Annotated in this window: 18 protein-coding genes; 10 read left to right on the forward strand and 8 right to left on the reverse strand. The window is 67.9% G+C overall.

Annotation, left to right across the window (positions count from 1 at the left end):
* Window position 1 precedes the first annotated feature (1 nt).
* Complete coding sequence (locus AC3IPM_RS13880; RefSeq protein WP_489300521.1) at window positions 2-1138, forward strand: tetratricopeptide repeat protein; 1137 nt, start codon at window positions 2-4, stop codon at window positions 1136-1138.
* Between the two features lie 12 nt (window positions 1139-1150).
* Here the strand turns inward: AC3IPM_RS13880 and AC3IPM_RS13885 are convergent, their stop codons facing one another.
* Entirely contained in the window at window positions 1151-1486 is a 336-nt protein-coding gene (locus AC3IPM_RS13885) for a zinc ribbon domain-containing protein YjdM (RefSeq protein ID WP_489300522.1), read from the reverse strand.
* A gap of 112 nt (window positions 1487-1598) precedes the next feature.
* Here AC3IPM_RS13885 and AC3IPM_RS13890 point away from each other — a divergent pair, with 112 nt between their 5' ends.
* The 3 genes from AC3IPM_RS13890 (at window position 1599) to AC3IPM_RS13900 (ending at window position 3742) form a co-directional block, all read left to right on the forward strand.
* The gene (locus AC3IPM_RS13890) at window positions 1599-2954 is read left to right on the forward strand and encodes an Hsp70 family protein (RefSeq protein ID WP_489300523.1); all 1356 of its coding nucleotides are present in this window, start codon (window positions 1599-1601) and stop codon (window positions 2952-2954) included.
* Between the two features lie 243 nt (window positions 2955-3197).
* Window positions 3198-3551, forward strand: a complete 354-nt coding sequence (locus AC3IPM_RS13895) for a YkgJ family cysteine cluster protein (RefSeq protein WP_489300524.1) — start codon at window positions 3198-3200, stop codon at window positions 3549-3551.
* A gap of 11 nt (window positions 3552-3562) precedes the next feature.
* Window positions 3563-3742, forward strand: coding sequence for a hypothetical protein (locus AC3IPM_RS13900; protein WP_489300525.1), 180 nt, complete (start codon window positions 3563-3565; stop codon window positions 3740-3742).
* Window positions 3743-3788: 46 nt separating this feature from the next.
* On the opposite strand, the gene AC3IPM_RS13905 is transcribed toward AC3IPM_RS13900, so the two are convergent.
* Genes AC3IPM_RS13905 through AC3IPM_RS13915 form a run of 3 tightly spaced genes read right to left on the reverse strand, consistent with a single transcriptional unit; the run spans window position 3789 to window position 5826 of the window.
* The gene (locus tag AC3IPM_RS13905) at window positions 3789-4673 is read right to left on the reverse strand and encodes a DUF4097 family beta strand repeat-containing protein (protein ID WP_489300526.1); all 885 of its coding nucleotides are present in this window, start codon (window positions 4671-4673) and stop codon (window positions 3789-3791) included.
* A gap of 11 nt (window positions 4674-4684) precedes the next feature.
* On the reverse strand, window positions 4685-5245 hold the full coding sequence (locus AC3IPM_RS13910; protein ID WP_489300527.1) for a hypothetical protein: 561 nt from the start codon (window positions 5243-5245) through the stop codon (window positions 4685-4687).
* Window positions 5242-5826, reverse strand: coding sequence for an RNA polymerase sigma factor (locus tag AC3IPM_RS13915; RefSeq protein ID WP_489300529.1), 585 nt, complete (start codon window positions 5824-5826; stop codon window positions 5242-5244). Before AC3IPM_RS13915 ends, AC3IPM_RS13910 begins: the two co-directional genes overlap by 4 nt.
* A 135-nt stretch (window positions 5827-5961) precedes the next feature.
* On the opposite strand from AC3IPM_RS13915, the gene AC3IPM_RS13920 reads away from it, so the two are divergent.
* Window positions 5962-6144 carry a hypothetical protein gene (locus tag AC3IPM_RS13920; protein WP_489300531.1) on the forward strand — a complete coding sequence of 61 codons (183 nt, stop codon included), beginning with the start codon at window positions 5962-5964 and terminating at the stop codon, window positions 6142-6144.
* Between the two features lie 80 nt (window positions 6145-6224).
* Entirely contained in the window at window positions 6225-6806 is a 582-nt protein-coding gene (locus AC3IPM_RS13925; protein WP_489300532.1) for a mechanosensitive ion channel domain-containing protein, read from the forward strand.
* A 2-nt stretch (window positions 6807-6808) separates the two neighbouring features.
* Here AC3IPM_RS13925 and AC3IPM_RS13930 read toward each other — a convergent pair whose 3' ends face one another.
* Complete coding sequence (locus tag AC3IPM_RS13930; protein ID WP_489300534.1) at window positions 6809-7075, reverse strand: DksA/TraR family C4-type zinc finger protein; 267 nt, start codon at window positions 7073-7075, stop codon at window positions 6809-6811.
* Window positions 7076-7185: 110 nt separating this feature from the next.
* Window positions 7186-7737: a DUF2058 domain-containing protein gene (locus AC3IPM_RS13935; protein WP_489300535.1), complete on the reverse strand. Its 552-nt coding sequence runs from the start codon at window positions 7735-7737 to the stop codon at window positions 7186-7188.
* Between the two features lie 75 nt (window positions 7738-7812).
* On the opposite strand from AC3IPM_RS13935, the gene AC3IPM_RS13940 reads away from it, so the two are divergent.
* The 3 genes from AC3IPM_RS13940 to AC3IPM_RS13950 all read left to right on the forward strand — a co-directional run bounded on the left by AC3IPM_RS13940 (window position 7813) and on the right by AC3IPM_RS13950 (window position 10754).
* On the forward strand, window positions 7813-8310 hold the full coding sequence (locus tag AC3IPM_RS13940) for a YgjP-like metallopeptidase domain-containing protein (RefSeq protein WP_489300536.1): 498 nt from the start codon (window positions 7813-7815) through the stop codon (window positions 8308-8310).
* Between the two features lie 84 nt (window positions 8311-8394).
* Window positions 8395-9105, forward strand: coding sequence for an rRNA pseudouridine synthase (locus tag AC3IPM_RS13945; RefSeq protein WP_489300537.1), 711 nt, complete (start codon window positions 8395-8397; stop codon window positions 9103-9105).
* Between the two features lie 71 nt (window positions 9106-9176).
* Window positions 9177-10754: a phospholipase D family protein gene (locus AC3IPM_RS13950; protein ID WP_489300538.1), complete on the forward strand. Its 1578-nt coding sequence runs from the start codon at window positions 9177-9179 to the stop codon at window positions 10752-10754.
* Window positions 10755-10799: 45 nt separating this feature from the next.
* Here the strand turns inward: AC3IPM_RS13950 and AC3IPM_RS13955 are convergent, their stop codons facing one another.
* Entirely contained in the window at window positions 10800-11888 is a 1089-nt protein-coding gene (locus tag AC3IPM_RS13955) for an HDOD domain-containing protein (RefSeq protein WP_489300540.1), read from the reverse strand.
* A 339-nt stretch (window positions 11889-12227) separates the two neighbouring features.
* On the opposite strand from AC3IPM_RS13955, the gene AC3IPM_RS13960 reads away from it, so the two are divergent.
* The gene (locus AC3IPM_RS13960; RefSeq protein WP_489300542.1) at window positions 12228-13325 is read left to right on the forward strand and encodes a Glu/Leu/Phe/Val dehydrogenase dimerization domain-containing protein; all 1098 of its coding nucleotides are present in this window, start codon (window positions 12228-12230) and stop codon (window positions 13323-13325) included.
* Between the two features lie 100 nt (window positions 13326-13425).
* On the opposite strand, the gene AC3IPM_RS13965 is transcribed toward AC3IPM_RS13960, so the two are convergent.
* The gene (locus AC3IPM_RS13965) at window positions 13426-16272 is read right to left on the reverse strand and encodes a S8 family serine peptidase (RefSeq protein WP_489300544.1); all 2847 of its coding nucleotides are present in this window, start codon (window positions 16270-16272) and stop codon (window positions 13426-13428) included.
* Window positions 16273-16433: the final 161 nt, after the last annotated feature.

Consider the following 16433-nt stretch of genomic DNA (forward strand, 5'->3'; position numbering starts at 1 on the left):
CATGTCTGTCTGGAACGCCGTAGCCCTGCTGCTTGCCCTGACCGCGGCCCCGGCCCTCGCCGCGACCGACCCGCCCCTGCCCCCGGCCGCCGACGTCGCCACCGCAACACCGCCGTCCCCCGAACAGATCCTCGCGGTACCGCCGGCGCTGCAGGCGCTGCTGCGCGAACGAGTGATCGCCCCCGGCTACTCGCGCGAACAGCGACTGCAGCGGCTGGTACACCTGATCTTCGACGAACAGGGCATGCACCTGGAGTACGACCCGTACGCCACCAACACGATCAGCGAAACCTGGCAGACAGGGCGCGCCAACTGCCTGTCCTTCACGCTGCTGTTCGTGACCCTGGCGCGCGCGGCCGGCATCGATGCGCGCGTGCAGGAAGTTGCCCAGGTGGTCAGCTGGTACCAGGACCAGGGCGTGATCTACAGCGTCGGCCACGTCAATGCCGGCGTCGTGGTGAACGGCCGCACCGCCGTGGTCGATCTGGACCGCAACGTGCTCTATGACCGCTATGGGCCACAGCCGATCGCAGAGCAGCGCGCCATGGCGCACTTCTACAACAACCGCGGTGCGGCCAGCATGACCGCCGGCGACAACCCGCAGGCGCGCATGTACTTCCATGCCGCGCTGACGCTGGCACCCGACTTCGTGCCCGGCTGGAACAACCTGGGCGTGCTCGATACCCGTGAAGGCCAGCTGGCGCTGGCGAAGCAGGACTACCAGACCGCACTGCAGCTGCAACCGCGCCACGCCGCCACCTTGACCAATGCCAGTGCCCTGTACCAGCGGATCGGCGACAGCCGCCAGGCCGCGCTGCTGACAGAACGGCTGCACAAGGTGCAGCGCAGCGACCCGTTCGTGCAGTTCCGCTTCGGCAACGAAGCCGAGCAACGGGGCGACTATGCCGCCGCAATCCACGCCTACCAGCGCGCGGTGCGCCTGTATCCCACCGCGCACCAGTTCCATTTCGGGCTGGCCCGGGCGTACTTCCTGGCCGGTGACAACCGGCGCGCCGTCAACGAAATGGCCCGTGCCCGCGACCTCGCCGGGGACAACGCCGATGTGCTCAAGTCGCGTTACCAGGCCAAGCTGGACAGCCTGCAACGCTGGCGCCAGCGCAGTGGCGCCACCAACTGAGCCGCGCCGGGCTCAGGCCTTCTTGAGGAAGCAGGTCTTCAGGACCAGGCCCTTGATCTTGTCCGAGTTGCCTTCGATGTGCTCGGCGTCGTCTTCGACCAGGCGGATGTTGCGGATCACCGTGCCCTGCTTGAGCGGGATCGAAGAGCCCTTGACCTTCAGGTCCTTGATCACGGTCACCGTGTCGCCGCTGGCCAGCACGTTGCCGTTGCTGTCGCGCACCACCAGCGCCTCGCCACCGCCATCCCCGGCCGCCCACTCATGGCCGCAGTCGGCGCAGATCCACAGCGCGCCATCGGCATAGGTGTTTTCCAGGGTGCATTGCGGGCAGGCGGGGGCGTTGGACATGGTGAAACCTTGGGTTGCTGAACAAGCACCATTGTAACCGCCCACCCGCGCGGCCCTTGCACCGCCCGCCCGCTTGCCGCAAAGTGCGCGCCCCCCGACCACCGACCCACGCATGAAAATCGGCATCGACTTTGGCACCAGCAACTCCGCCGCGGCCGCCGTGGTGGACGGCGCAGTGGTGCCGATCCAGTTCGGCCAGGCCGAGCAGTTCCGCACCACGGTGTACTTCCCCGAGGTGATGCGCGACCCGAACGACTTCGAACTGACCCCGGCGCTGGAGCACGAGCTGGCCCGGCTGGTGGACGCCGCCGCGCGCGATGCGCGTGCAGCCGGCCAGGAGCGCGCCCCCGATGCGCTGCGCCGCGAGGCCTTGCGCGTGGTGCGCCGGCAGTGGATGGAAGAGCAGATGCGTGCGCCGCTGAGCTCCACCACCCTGCTGCAGAACGCGGTGTACGGCGACGACGCGCTGGAAGCCTACTTCGAGGAGAACGAGGGCAACCTGGTGCAGAGCCCGAAGTCGATGCTGGGCTACAACCTGCATCCGCGCGCGCGCCAGACCATCACCGGCATCGCCACCCATATCCTGGAACACATCCGCCTGACCGCCTCGCGCCAGCTGGACCGGCCGGTGCGTACCGCGACCCTGGGTCGCCCGGTGCAGTTCCGCAGTTCGATCGGCGCCGCCGGCAACGACCAGGCGCTGGATATCCTGCATACCGCCGCGATCGCGGCGGGCTTTGACACCATCGATTTCCTCGAGGAACCCGCCGCGGCGGCGATGCACTACCACGCCGAAAGCGCGCAGGAGCACGACGCGGTCGTGGTGGATATCGGCGGCGGTACCACCGATATTGCGCATGCCCGCGTCGGCGGGACCCAGGCACCGAAGATCCACCGGGCATGGGGTATCGCGCGCGGCGGTACCGATATCGATCTGGCCTTGAGCCTGGGCGGCTACATGCCGTTGTTCGGCCGCGGCGTCAGCCGCGTGCCCGCGCACCATTTTGTGGAAGCGGCGATGGTGCAGGACATGACCCGCCAGCGCGATTTCCGCCAGCACAGCTACCGCGACGTGGATGCGCCATGGGGCAAGCGCCTGCAGGCCCTGCAGGACACCGGCAACACCGCGCGCCTGTACCGCGAGGTGGAGCGCTGCAAGATCGCGCTGAGCAGCGCGGCCGAACACACCAGCGCCCTGGATTTCATCGAGCGCGGCCTGGCCGTGCAGGTGGATCGGTCACGGCTGGAGCTGGCCGCCGGCAATTACATGGGCGAACTCACCGGCCTGCTCGAGCAGGTCCGTGCCGATATCGGCCACGACCCGGCGGCGGTGTTCCTGACCGGCGGCATGTCGCGGGCAGGCTATCTGCAGGACGCGGTCGCCGCGGCATTTCCGGGCTCCACGCTGGTGCGCGGCAATCCCTCGTTCGGCGTCGTGCACGGGTTGGCGTTGGCGGCGGCGGGCTGAAACCCTTGAGCGGCAAGGGTTTTCGCCGGATGAACAGCTCGCATTAACAAAACGTTACGCGAAAAGCGCTATCATCTTTCGGCTTCAATGCGCAATGCGCATGTCATCCGGGCCTCGTACAGGCCAACATCCTTGTCGATGCTGCCGCCTTTGGGACCCGTCCCGGGCGCCGGGGTCGTTTTTACGCTGTGATCCGGCTCGTTCCCAGCATGCACCGCCCCAGAGCCGCAAAGAGAGATTCGATTGGGCGAACGCCTGGTTGCACCAGCCCCTGTTGCCGTTGCCACGCCCGACCCCATCGACTGCCGCCGGTGTGACGCCGTCTGTTGCCGGATGTCCGTCACCGTGATGCCCGACGACGCGGTGCCCAGCTATCTGCTGGATACCGACGAGCTCGGCCGCACCGTGATGGCGCGCAACGATGAAGGCTGGTGCGCCGCGATCGACCCCTATCACCTGCGTTGCACGATCTACGCGCAGCGCCCCGCTATCTGCCGCCAGTTTGCCATGGGCGGCGATGACTGCCGCCTTGTGCGGCAGGACTACCGTCGACAACAGCAGGATCTGTCGGCGACTTTTCCCACGTTCCACCCATGACAGGAGCATCCATGGCTCGTTCGCCAAAGACCTCCCCCAAGGCAACCAACACCGTTCGCGTCGACCGCAAGCAGGGTTCCAGCACGGCCGTCAACAGCGCCAGCATCGCAGCTGACCTGGCCACGTTCCGCAAGAGCGGCGGCAAGATCGAAGTGCTGGGCAACACCTTGGCCCTGAAGAGAGCCGGCTGAGTCCGCAGCCGACCGCACCGGCTTCGTGCCGGTGCGGTGGCCGCACTCAGCGGCCGCCGAGGCTGACCCGTACATCGCCCGAATGGGCATTGATTGAAATATCGCCGTCGCCACCGCCCAGCCGCGTATCCAGGCTGCGCCCCGGCCCGTAACGCGGCTTTTCCACCTGTCCCGCATCGGACTGGATGTCACCGCTGAAGGTCTTCACCGCCAGCTGTGCCGACACCGCCGTCGGCAGCCGCAGCCCGATCGACCCGCTTACCGTCTGCAAGGTCACCTTGCCGCCCGGCCCCAGGCCGGTGGCCGCCACGTTGACGCTGCCCGATACCGCTTCAGCCGCCAGCCGCTGGATCCGCGCCGTGTCCAGGCGGATGCTGCCGGACACCGTCTCGGCGGCCACTTCCCCGGAAATCCCGCCACTGGCATTGATCGCGCCGCTGACCGCACGCAGGTCCAGGCGCGGGGTCTGCACCTGCGAACGGATGCCGCCACTGACCGTGGTCAAGGCCGTCTCGGCACTCTTGCCGATCGCCAGAATGCTGCCACTCACCGAGTTGGCCTGCAGCCGCCGGACATCCACTTCATTGACGTCGATGTCCGCGCTGACCGTGCCCAGCTGTACCTCCACCGAGCGCGGCACCCGCAGCTGCAAGGTCGCGCCGCCGCTGCTGCTGTTGCGCGGATAGACCACCTCCCAGCGCACGCGGTTGGCACTCTTGTCCTGCCGCAGCTGCAGGCCGTCGGCCATCGAACCACTCAGCGCCACCTCGTTGCGATCCCAGCCGCGGACAGTGACCTTGCCGGCGATGTTGCTCAACTCCACCCGGCCGCCGGCGCCCAGCGGCGCGCGCTCATCAACATGGGTGGCGGCCTGCGCCGCCAGCGGCAGCAGCAGGGACAACGCGGCAATCAAGCGCAGGGGGGTATGCATGAATGTCTCCTTCAGGTGGGCATGCCGGCGGTGGACATCACCGCCTGCTGGGTCAGTTGCAGGCGCAGCGCGTAGGTGCGCTGCAGTTGCCCGAGCAGATAGCGCGAGCGGGGATTTTCGGCGATGGCAGCGCGGATGTGGTCGGCACTGGTATCGAGTTCGTTCAATGCCGGCTGCCATTCCGGCGCCACCCCGGTGCTGGGCAGCGTGGCCATCGCCTGCTGGTACTCGGCGGCGATCACATCGGCCTGGCGCTGCAGGGCAGTCGGCGCCGGCGGCGGCGTGTGCGGCGTTGGCAGCGGTACCACCGCCAACAGTGCCAGTGCCGCAGCCAGGCCCACCCCGATCCGCAATGGCCAGCGTCGACGCGCTGAAGCTGCACGTGTGCGGCTCACCGGTAGTGCCAGCACCGGTGCCGGGGGCGCATGCGCCTGCAGCTGCGCGGCGATGCCCTGCCAGACCCGGGCCGGCGGCACGCGCTCGGCAGGCAGCGCGCGCAATCGCGCCTGCAGGCCGTCGTGGTCGTGGTCGTGGTCGTGGTCGTGGTTGTCGTTGTCGCGGATGTCATTCATGCGGTTTCTCCCAGACGTGCGCGCAGCAAGCCGCGCGCACGGTGCAACTGAGCCTTGGAACTGCCGACCGCCATCTGCAGCTGGTCGGCGATTTCCTGGTGTTTCCAGCCTTCGATATCGTGTAGCACGAGCACTGCGCGGGCCCGCGGCGGCAGGGTATCCAGCGCGCGCTCCAGGTCCATCGCGGTCCCGGCGCAGCGGTCTACCGCAGCCACGTTGGCCAACGATTCCCAGCCCTCCTCGCCCGCGTCACGCGCCTCGCCATTGGCGTTGGCACGCAGTTCCATCAGCGCGGCATTGACGCCCAGCCGGTGCAGCCAGGTGCCCAGGCTGCTTTCGAAGCGGAACCCGGGCAGCGCACGCCAGGCTTGCAGGAAGGCTTCCTGCAGGGCGTCTTCGGCGCGGGCCGCATGGCCGCCGCACAGGCGCCACAACACCGCATAGACCCGTGGCGAGTGGCGCCGGTAGATCCGTTCAAAGGCGAGGGTATCGCCGGCCATCGCCGCACGCACCAGCGCGTGGTCATCGGCGCTGTCGGCATCGGCGGGGGCACGGGGAGTGGGCATGGTCGTTTCGAGCATATCCGTTGGATGCCCCCTGCATCGAAAAGGTTTAAGCCGATCGTTCGAAAGTTTTCCGGGCGGGTATTTAAACCCTCTGGCCCCCACCGGCATCCAATCCTGTGTCATCCCCCCGCCATTGCCAAGGAAGCCGCCATGTCCTCCAGTTGCCTTGCCCTGCTGCTGTCGCTGGTCGCCGGCTGTACCCTGCCCGGGAGCCCGATCAGCATCCAGATCTCACTGCCACCGCAGGCCGACCTGTGCGTGCAGTACGCCGACCATGCACCGCTGTGCACCTCGCAGCTGGTCACCCTGCTGGAAGCACACGCACTGCTCTGACCGATGCGCCGGACACGATGCCGCGGCCCGCATTAAGATGGGCCACGCCGGCGCTACCGCTGTAAGGATCGTGTTCCCCCATGAAAGACCATCTGCCCACCTGGGCCCACCCCTGGCTGCAATACGGGGTCCCTGCCCTGCAGATCCTGTCGACTCTGTTGATTGCCTGGCTGCTGCGCCTGATCGCGCGCCGGTTGATCCGTCGCCTCGGCGAGCACTACACCCTGCCGCCGGAAATGATCATGGGCGCGCGCCGCGTCACCAGTTTCGTGGTGTATTTCACCGCGCTGCTGATCGTGCTCAACATCATCGGGGTCTCGGCCACCGTGTTGTGGACGGCCTTCACCGGCTTTGCCGCCGTGGGTGCGGTGGCGTTCTTCGCCGCGTGGAGCGTGCTGTCCAACATCTTCTGCACGCTGCTGATCTTCACCACCCGCCCGTTCCGCCTGCACGACTACATCGAGCTGCTGGAAAATGGCGAAAAACCCGGCCTGAAGGGCCGCGTGATCGACGTCAACCTGATCTACACCACGCTGCAGGAAAACAACGGCGGCCACGAAGGCACCGTGCTGCAGATTCCCAACAACATGTTCTTCCAGCGCACCGTGCGGCGCTGGCGCGATCCCTCGCAGGCGCCGGCCGGCATCCAGGGCGACGGCTAGGCTCAGCGCAGCTGGCTGTCCTTGCTGCCGCGGCGGTTGTAGCCGCCGCTGTCATGCTGGGCGGCATCCTCGGCTTCCTGGCAGCGCACGCACAGTTGCACGCCGGGCACCGCATCCCGGCGGGCCTGCGGAATCGGGGCATCACAATGTTCGCAGCGCTCGCGCCCCGGGCCGTGTTTCAACTGCGCGCGGGCGCGCTGGATGGCCTCATCGACGGTGGCGTCGATCTGATCCTGGACCGCGCCGTCGCCAGCCCAACCTGTCGCCATGTCTGGTCTCCCATGCCGGTGTCAGACCACCAGCATAGGCCTGCCACGGCGGCCGTTACCCGGCGCGCGGCTGAACGCGGCGGTGGCCGCGTGAATGATTCAGGCCGGGCTTACCAGACCAGGTCGTCAGGCACCTGGAACTGCGCGTAGTACGCATCGTCGTCGGTATTGCCGGTGCTGGGTTCGCTGGACGCCTGGCCGTTGTCGAGCACGATGACGCTGGCATCACGTTCGCGGATCTTGTCGGCGGCCGCGCGTGGCACCAGCTCGAAACCCTCGCCGAAGCGCACGATCACCAGGCTGCCCACGGCCAGCTGCCTGCGCAGGACCGCATTCACCAGCATCGTGCGGATCAGGCTGCCATCGTTGAAGCGGTACTCGCTTTCGCCTTCACGCTTGACCTTCTGGGCCTCGATGATCTGCCGCACCTGCGCCAGCAGCTCCTGGCCGCGCAGTTTCTCCTTGCGCTCGGCCTCCAGTGCACGGTCGCGTTCAGCCTTCTCGGCGCGTGCACGGTCGGCCTCGCGCTGGCTTTCGCTGGGCGCGACCGGGGCCTTGCCGTGGCGGGCCTTGACCTGCTCACGGGCGGCCTGGGAGACCTGGGACTTCTTGACCAGCCCAGCCTTGAGCAGCTGCTCCTGCAGGGGATTTGCCTTCGCCATACGCCTTGCATCTGTTGTTGCGGGATTCCGGGGGCCATCATACTGGTCTGCCCGCCCTGCCCCAAACCGTCGTCCATGGCTGCCCTGAAATACCTCGCCGGTTACCCCGAAGCCCTGCAGCAGCAGGTCCGCGAGCTGATCGCGGGCGACCGGCTGGGGCCTTGGCTGCAGCAGCGCTACGCCGAGCTGCACACCGTGCGCAACGACCGCCAGCTGTACGACTACACCCAGGGCCTGAAAGAACGCTACCTGCGCCAGTCCTCGCCCCTGTCCAAGGTGATCTACGACAGCCGGCTGCAGGTGCTCAAGCACGCGCTGGGCACGCACACCACGGTGTCCCGGGTGCAGGGCAGCCGGCTCAAGGCCAGCCGCGAGATCCGTATCGCCACGGTATTCCGCGAGGCGCCGGCACCGTTCCTGAAGATGATCGTGGTGCACGAACTGGCCCACCTGAAGGAATCGGACCACAACAAGGCCTTCTACCAGCTGTGCACGCACATGGAAGCGGACTACCACCAACTGGAGTTCGACCTGCGCCTGTACCTGACCCACCTGGAAGCGCCGGCCCGCTGACCCCGGCCGGATCCCGCTTTCGCGCAGCGATCGGCCCCAGCCAGTACACTCCCCGCCCGCTTCCCGCTATTCGTTGCCTGCCCGATGACCGACCCGATCCGACTCGACAAACGCCTGACCAGCCTGATCGGCTGCTCCCGGGGCGATGCCCAGCGCTACATCGAAGGCGGCTGGGTAACCGTCAACGGCCAGGTGGTCGAGCAGCCGCAGACCCTGGTCACCGATGAAGAAGTGGTGCTGCGCGAGAACGCCGAGGCCACCCGCACCGAAACCGTGAGCATGCTGCTGCACAAGCCGGCCGGCGTGTCCGCCGAGGCGCTGTGCGGCATGGTCACCCCGGAAAGCCGCAGCGAGCTGGACGCCACCGGGGTGACGCTGCTGCAGCGCCATTTCCATGCGCTGCAGCTGCTGATGCCGTTGTCCACCGAAGACAGCGGCCTGGTCGTAGTCAGCCAGGACGGCCGCGTGGTGTCGCACCTGAAGGACCACGCCGCCACGCTGGAGCAGGAATACCTGGTCGAAGTCAGCGGCGAACTGGTGCCCTACGGCATGAAGCGCCTCGCCCATGGCCTGAGCTTCCGCAACTGGCCGCTGCCGCCGTGCAAGGTCAGCTGGCAGAACGAAACCCGGCTGCGCTTCGCGATCAAGCCGGTACAGCCGGGCCAGCTGCGCGACATGTGCGCCCAGGTCGGGTTGCAGGTGGTCAGCATCCGCCGCCTGCGCATCGGTCGCGTGGCGATGGGCAAACTGGTCCCGGGCACCTGGCGCTACCTGGCCCCGGACGAGCGCTTCTGATCCGGCCTGCCGGTGCCCGCACCGGCCGCCCTGCATTGTCACTGCATGGGCCCGCCGCTTAGGATCGGCGCATGACTCACACCAAGCCGCTCTGGCGCCGGTTGCTGCGTTGGCTGTGCATCGTGCTGGCGGTGCTGGTCCTGCTGGTGCTCAGCGGACTGCTGCTGGCCGACCACCTCACCCCGAAGGCACTGGGTGCGCACAGCCGTGTGCTGCCGCCGCAAGCGGCACAGACCGTGATCGACCGCGAGCTGGTCCGCCTGCAGGCCGAGCACCCCGACCAGTCCGGCGTGGCCTTCCTCGCCGATGGCCTGGATGCCTACGCCGCACGCGCGGTGATCACCCGCCATGCCGGGCGCAGCCTGGACCTGCAGTACTACATCTGGCACGACGACATGATTGGCCACCTGATGGCGCAGGAGTTGTACCAGGCAGCCGAGCGCGGCGTGCGGGTGCGGATCCTGCTCGATGACATGAACGCGCAGGACAAGGACGCGTTGATGATGGCGCTCGATGCGCATCCCAACATCGAGATCCGCCTGTACAACCCGTTCCGCAACCGCAGCGGCCTGTGGCGGCTGGTGGAAATGGTGCAACGGGTCTTCAGTGTCAACCATCGCATGCACAACAAGTCCTGGATCGCCGATGGCCGAGTCGCGATCGTGGGCGGGCGCAATATCGGCGACGAGTACTTCAGCGCGCGCCAGGACGTGAACTTCCGCGACCTGGACCTGTTGGTGGCGGGCAAGGCGGTGCAGCAGGCCAACGGTATCTTCGACGCGTACTGGAACAGCGAAACCGCCGTGCCGATCAAGGCGCTGGCGTTCTACACGCCCGCGCAGCTGCAGCTGCTGGTACGTGAATCCGCGCATGAAGCCAAGCTCGACGCTGCCCAGCCGTATCTGCAGCGCGTGCAGCACTCGCAGTCGGCGCGCTCGTTCTACCGTGATGCGGTCGACCTGCACTGGACCCACGCGCTGGAGATCGCATCGGACCCGGCGATGAAGCACCGGCGCGACGACCAGGCCGACTGGCTGGTGACCCGGCTGGCGCGGGAGTTTCAGGCGACCCGTGACAAAGCCCTGCTGATCTCGCCCTACTTCGTGCCCGGCGAGGACGGCAGCCGTGGCCTGGGCGGCATGGTCCAGCGCGGCGCGACGGTCGGGGTGATCACCAATTCGCTGGCGGCCAACGACGTCGTCGCCGTGCACGGTGGTTACATGCACTACCGCGCGCCGTTGCTGCGCAGTGGCGTGCACCTGTACGAGCTCAAGGCGCGCGGCTACACCGACAGCGGTGGGCTGTTCGGCAGCAGCGGTGCCAGCCTGCATACCAAGGCCTTCCTGCTCGACGACCGTCGCGGCTTCGTCGGCTCGTTCAACCTGGACCCCCGCTCGGCGTACCTCAACACCGAGATGGGCGTGCTGTTCGATGACCCGGTGCTGGGCGCGCAGCTGCGCGAAGAGTATCTGCGCCTGGCCGATCCGAAGCAGAGCTACTGGGTGACCCTGGATGCACACGGCAACGTGCGTTGGCTGGACCGCGCTGCGCAGCCCCCGCAGCTGCTCGACCGCGAACCGGACACCTCGTTCTGGCGGCGCGCCAGCGCACGGGTGATCAGCTGGTTGCCGTTGGAATCACAGCTCTAGTCCGGCACGGCCGCCACGCCATGCATGGCGTGGCGTTACCTGTGCTCAGGGCTCATCGGCGTCCTGGGTTTCCACCGCGCGCCCGTGCAGGCGCCGCCAGATCCATTGCAGCGCATGTGGCGGCGTGGCGTGCTGCTGTTCCAGCAACGCCAGCGCCTGGGCCTGGCCGATCCGCCCGTGCCTGCACAACAGGCTGGCCGCCGCCGCCGCGCGGGCGAAACGCAGGCTCGCCGCCAGCCCGCCCTGGGCCTGCTCGCCGTCGCGCAGCAGGGCTTCATGCACGGCGGCAGGCAGCTCCCAGGCGGCCGCAATCCGGCTGGCCACGGGCAGCGTCCAGGCATCCAGCAATGCGGTGGCCAGCGCCGGCGACGGCGTGGCATCGCCCTGCTGGGCGCAGGTATCAAGCAGGTGGCGCATCACCAGTGCTGCGCCCAACCCCTGGGTCAGGCCCAGCCACTGGGCGGCGAAGCCATCTTCGTGGGTGACCAGCCGCGCATGATCGGCGGCCGCGCGCGAGGCCAGCAGCGCATGCTCCCAGATCACCGTGCCGAACTGCGGAAACGCCTCGCAGTGCAGCTGCATCACCGGCTGCACCAGCACCGCGCTGATGATCTGGCGGATGCCATCGGTGCCGACCAACGTCACCGCGCGCTGCAGGCTGTCCACCGGGCGCGCCTGCAGCCGGTACACGGGGCTGTTGGCGATGCGCAGCAGATTGCCGGTCAGTACCGCGTCCTGGCCGATGATGGCGGCCATCGCACGCGCCGAAGCGTCGCTGTCGTTCACGGTCTGGATCAGCTGCGGCAGCAGCTGCGGTCGCCGTGGCAGGTGCCGCGCCGACCAGTCCTGCGACTCCAGCGCGGCCACCACCGCATCGTGCAGCGCAGTCTGTTGCGGATCCGACGCCGCCCCCCGCCCGCCTTCACGCACGGCCAGCGCCAGGGCGTGCAGGCCCGCCTGCAGATGGCGGTCGCCACGCTCGTCCGGCGCGATGGCTGGCAGGGCCTGCCCGGGTGCCGGTGCACGCGCCTGCACGCCCGCCGGGCGGGTGCCCGGCGTACGCAGACGCCGCCACACCCCCAGCACGACGCCGGCGGCCAACAGCCCCGCACCTACGGTGATCACCGACGCCATCAGCGCGATTGCCTGTACACACGGCATCGCGCCGGTGTTGTTGCCACTGCACCCACGTTGTTCATCCTGGCCATGCCGGTGCCGCGCACCGTTGCCACGGCATCGGCGCGATCTTCAGCAACTTTAATGCGGATGCCACCGGCGCAGGCCCCGCCGCGATCCGGCCGCCCTGCCCGGCCCCCGGCGGCGATGCTGACAACACCCTGCGGCGGAATGCACTAGAATGGCGCCGCGCGACCCGTCCCCCCGATCAGACGACGTCGCTTTTTTTGTTTTACACCCTACCTTTTGCTGGTGCGTTCGCCGCTGTTCGCCACCGTTCGCACCATCGGAGCTTCCATGTTATTTGAAACCCTCGAAACCACCGGACACGAACAAGTGGTGTTCTGCCACAGCCGCGATGCCGGTCTGAGGGCGATCATCGCCATCCACAACACCACCCTGGGCCCGGCCCTGGGCGGCGTCCGCATGCGGCCCTACGCCAGCACCGAAGAGGCCCTGGCCGATGCGCTGCGGCTGAGCCGGACCATGACCTACAAGAACGCCCTGGCGGGGCTGAACGTGGGCGGCGGCAAGGCGGTGATCATCGGCGATCCCAAGCAGGACAAGAGCGAGGTGCTGTTCCGCGCGTTCGGTCGCTACGTCGATTCGCTGGGCGGCCGTTACATCACCGCCGAGGACGTCGGCACCGATGTCAACGACATGGAAAACATCTACCTGGAAAGCGAATACGTCACCGGCGTGCACCAGGTGCATGGCGGCTCGGGCGACCCGGCGCCGTTCACCGCCTACGGTGCGCTGCAGGCGCTGATGGCCACCATGCAGCACAAGCTGGGCCACGAAGAAGTGGGCAAGACCAGCATCGCGGTGCAGGGCCTGGGCCACATCGGCATGGAACTGGTGAAGCTGCTGCGCGACCGGGGCGCCAAGCTGTTCGTCACCGACCTGGACAGTGCGCTGGTCGAGCGCGCAGTCACCGAATACGGCGCCGAAGCGGTCAAGCCGGACGATATCTACGACGTCAATGCCGACATCTTCGCGCCGTGCGCGCTGGAGGGTGCCATCAACCCGCAGACCCTGTCGCGGCTGAAGTGCAAGATTGTCTGCGGTACCGCCAACAACCAGCTTTCCAGCCTGGAAATGGGCGATGAGCTGCATGCGCGCGGCATCCTGTATGCCCCCGACTACGCAGTGAACGCCGGTGGCGTGATGAACGTGTCGCTGGAAATCGACGGCTACAACCGCGAGCGCGCGATGCGGCTGATCCGCAGCATCTACCACAACCTCGGGCGCATCTTCGCGCTGTCCGAGCGCGAGGGAATCGCACCGCAGCGGGCGGCCGACCAGATCGCCGAAACCCGCATCCAGGCGATCGGCAAGCTGAAGATGCCGCTGGGCCGCACCACGCCGCGACTGGGTACGCTGCGCGGCAACTGATCGCCGCCTGTCACCTGAAATGCAGAAGGGCGCGATTGCATCGCGCCCTTCTGCGTTGTGGTGCCTCGCCAGCCTCAACCGGCGACACGCACGCGATGGCTCAGAACGCCGTCGAGTAGCGCAGCGCGACCTGGCTCAGATCGCCCCGCGGCCCGAAGCGCTGGTCGTAACCCAGCGCGAGGCGGCTGTTGCGGCTCAGCCACGACTCCACCGACACCCCCAGCAAACCGCCCGAACGCGCCGGTTGCAGGCCCGCCATCGGCGCCCATGCATCGACGCCCACGAAACTGGCGTCCTGGTCCAGGCCACCCGTGGACAGCAGCTGCTGCCATTCGGCATAACCGCGCAGCGACCAGCTGCCCCACTGGTGTTCGGCACGCACACCGGCCAATGCCTGGCTGCGGGTGCTGAGGTTGCCGGTGGTCCGCAGGCCGAAGCCCATCGCGCCCTGCTCGCTGAAACGGTCGTTGTCCACGCGTGAGTAGTCCGCGCCCAGGTACGGGGTGAGCGAGGAGCGCGCACCGCCGAAGCGATACCCGGTCTCCACGCTGGCCGCGCTGAAGCTGCCACCGTAGCGGGCGTTGACGCCGTACTGGCCGGACCCCAGCAGCAGTTGGCGATCGATCTCACGGGTGAACTGTCCGGCCCCCACCTGGCCCAGCGCATAGGCACGGCCCGCGTTCCAGCCGGCATACAGCTGTGCCTGCGACTGGCGGTCACGGCCGCGGTCGCTGCCCCAGTCGCGGCTGTTGTGGGTGCGGGTTTCACCGAAGGCGAAGCCCAGCACGCCGTTGCTGCCGAAGGCGACATCCTGGCCCATCATCCAGCCGCGTGTATCGGCACCACTGGCCGAGAAGCTGCCCTGCCCGGCGTCGCCCAGCTGGCTTTGCCAGGCACCGCGCAGACGCGGCGCACCCTGCACCTGGCCGAAGCGCGCCGACAGCGCGCGACGGTTGAGGTCGATGCTGTCGAAGGTGGCGGCGGTGGCCAGCGCATGCGCCTTGCCCGACAGGCTATCCAGGCTGGCCTGCAGCGCCTGGTTGCCCTGCACGCGCTGCAGTTCGCCGGCACCGTCGGCAAACGCACTGCCGGCCAGAGCACCGTCATCGAGCACTTCGAAGGCCGATTCCACCCGCGCCGCCGACGCCAGCGCGGCGCGGCTCACGCCCGCGTTGACGCTCGCCGAGGTGACACTGATGCGGTCGGTGGTCAGGGTGACATCGTTGCTGGCATGGGTCAGCGACATCTGCAGCAGGGTCGTGGACTGGCTCAGGTTGTGGGTGACACCCGCAAACGTACCGATGACGCCCTGGTCGGCATGCAGCACGCGCTGCGTACGACCATCCTGCGGCACGTAGCCGCTGAGGATGGCATCGACGTAGACGTTGCCGGCCAGCGTCGCGGTGCCGGTGATGTTGAGCGGATTGGAGCCCAGCGCAATCATCAACTGGCCCGTGGCACGCTGGACGTAGTTGCCTTCGATGGTGGCGGTGACGTTGGCCTCGCGCACGATCACCGAAGCGCCATTGTCGACATTGCCCTTGACCCGCGCGGCACCTGACACGAACTGCAGCGCCGCCAGATTGGGGCTGCCGCTTTGCGCGACGACCAGCACGTTGGAAGTGATCGAACTGCCGTTGCGAAGCGCCAGCGTGCCGCGCTCGATCCGGGTGTCGCCGGTATAGGTGTTGGTGCCCGACAGGCCCAATGCGCCGGCGCCCTGCTTGATCAGCCCACCGCTGCCGGTGATGTTGTTGCTCCACACCGAATTGAGGCCGGTCTGGTTGACGTCCACGGTGGTGTTGCCCCAGTCCAGGCGCCCCGGCCCGTTGATCGCCTTGGCGATGTTGAGCAGGCCGTAACCGAAGGTGCTGTCCACCCCGGACGCGCCGAGATCGGTCGCGGTACCGAGCAGCGTCTGGCGGACCAGATCGTTGCTGAAATACGGATATTTCTGCCACACCAGCGCAGCCGCACCGGATACCAGCGGCGCGGCGAAGGAGGTGCCGTAGTTCCACAGATACTTCGGCGTACCGGTGGTATAGGCAGGATCGACGAAGACCGCGGCGCCGGGTGCGGCCAGGCAGTAGCGCGCGGCCACGCCGCACGCGTTGGCGTAGGACGCCAGCTTGCTCGGGTCGGTGGAATCCACGGCGGTCACGCTCAGCCAGCCGCGTTCCAGGTCCGCCGCCGGCAAGCTGCCGCCTGGGCCGACCTGGCTGGGCAGCGCGGCCATGCTGGAGGGGTTGGGCTTGCTCTCGTTGCCGGTGGCGAACACCACCAGGCCGCCGTTGCTGACGATGAAGGGCCGGTATTCCTGCGCGATCGGCGCCGTGGCCGCCGGGTTGGTCCAGTACAGACCGCCCCAGGAGTTGTTCATGACCTTCACGCCCTGCGAGATCAGATCCTGGTGGACCGCCGCCATGCCCAGCGCGCCGGACACTTCATTGCCACTGCCCGAACCGTCGTCCACCGGCGCCTTGTCGGCGATGATCCGCGCCGAGACGATCTCCGCACCCGGGGCGATCCCGCCCGGCCAGGCCGCGACGGCCTTGCCCGCCGCCAGCTCGGCGACCGCCGTGCCGTGGCCGACCACGTCATCGACGTTGAGGTTGTTCACCCGCGGATCGACGTAGCTGTAGCTGGCCACCACCCGCGGCGACAGCGTCGGGTGGTTGCGCATCACGCCCGAATCGACCACGCCGATGCGCACGCCGGTGCCATCCAGCCCGGCGCTGCGCGCCGCGTTGGCCTGGGTGATGGTCAGATGGGCGTCGATGGCCGGTTCCAACGGCTTGGTCGGCGTGACCGGAGGCGTAACCGGGGGCGTCGTAGGCGGCGGCGTATCCACCCGCACGTTGCTGCCACCCCCACCGCCGCCGCACGCCGCCAATGCCGCGGCCATCGCACTGACCAGCAACGACCGGCCCAGAACTACCTTGTTCATCCGTGTATCCCCATTTGACATGTTGTACGCCCCGCCGCGGGTCCTGCTGGACCGTCTCCGGCGCAAAAGTGCCAAGCCTTTATACTTGGCCGGTAGTACGCAGTCTGCCGGGAAACGCCGCGCCCGCCAATGGGCGCCGTCCCACTCTTGAACTCTGCTCA

This window comes from Stenotrophomonas sp. GL_111, assembly GCF_057835245.1.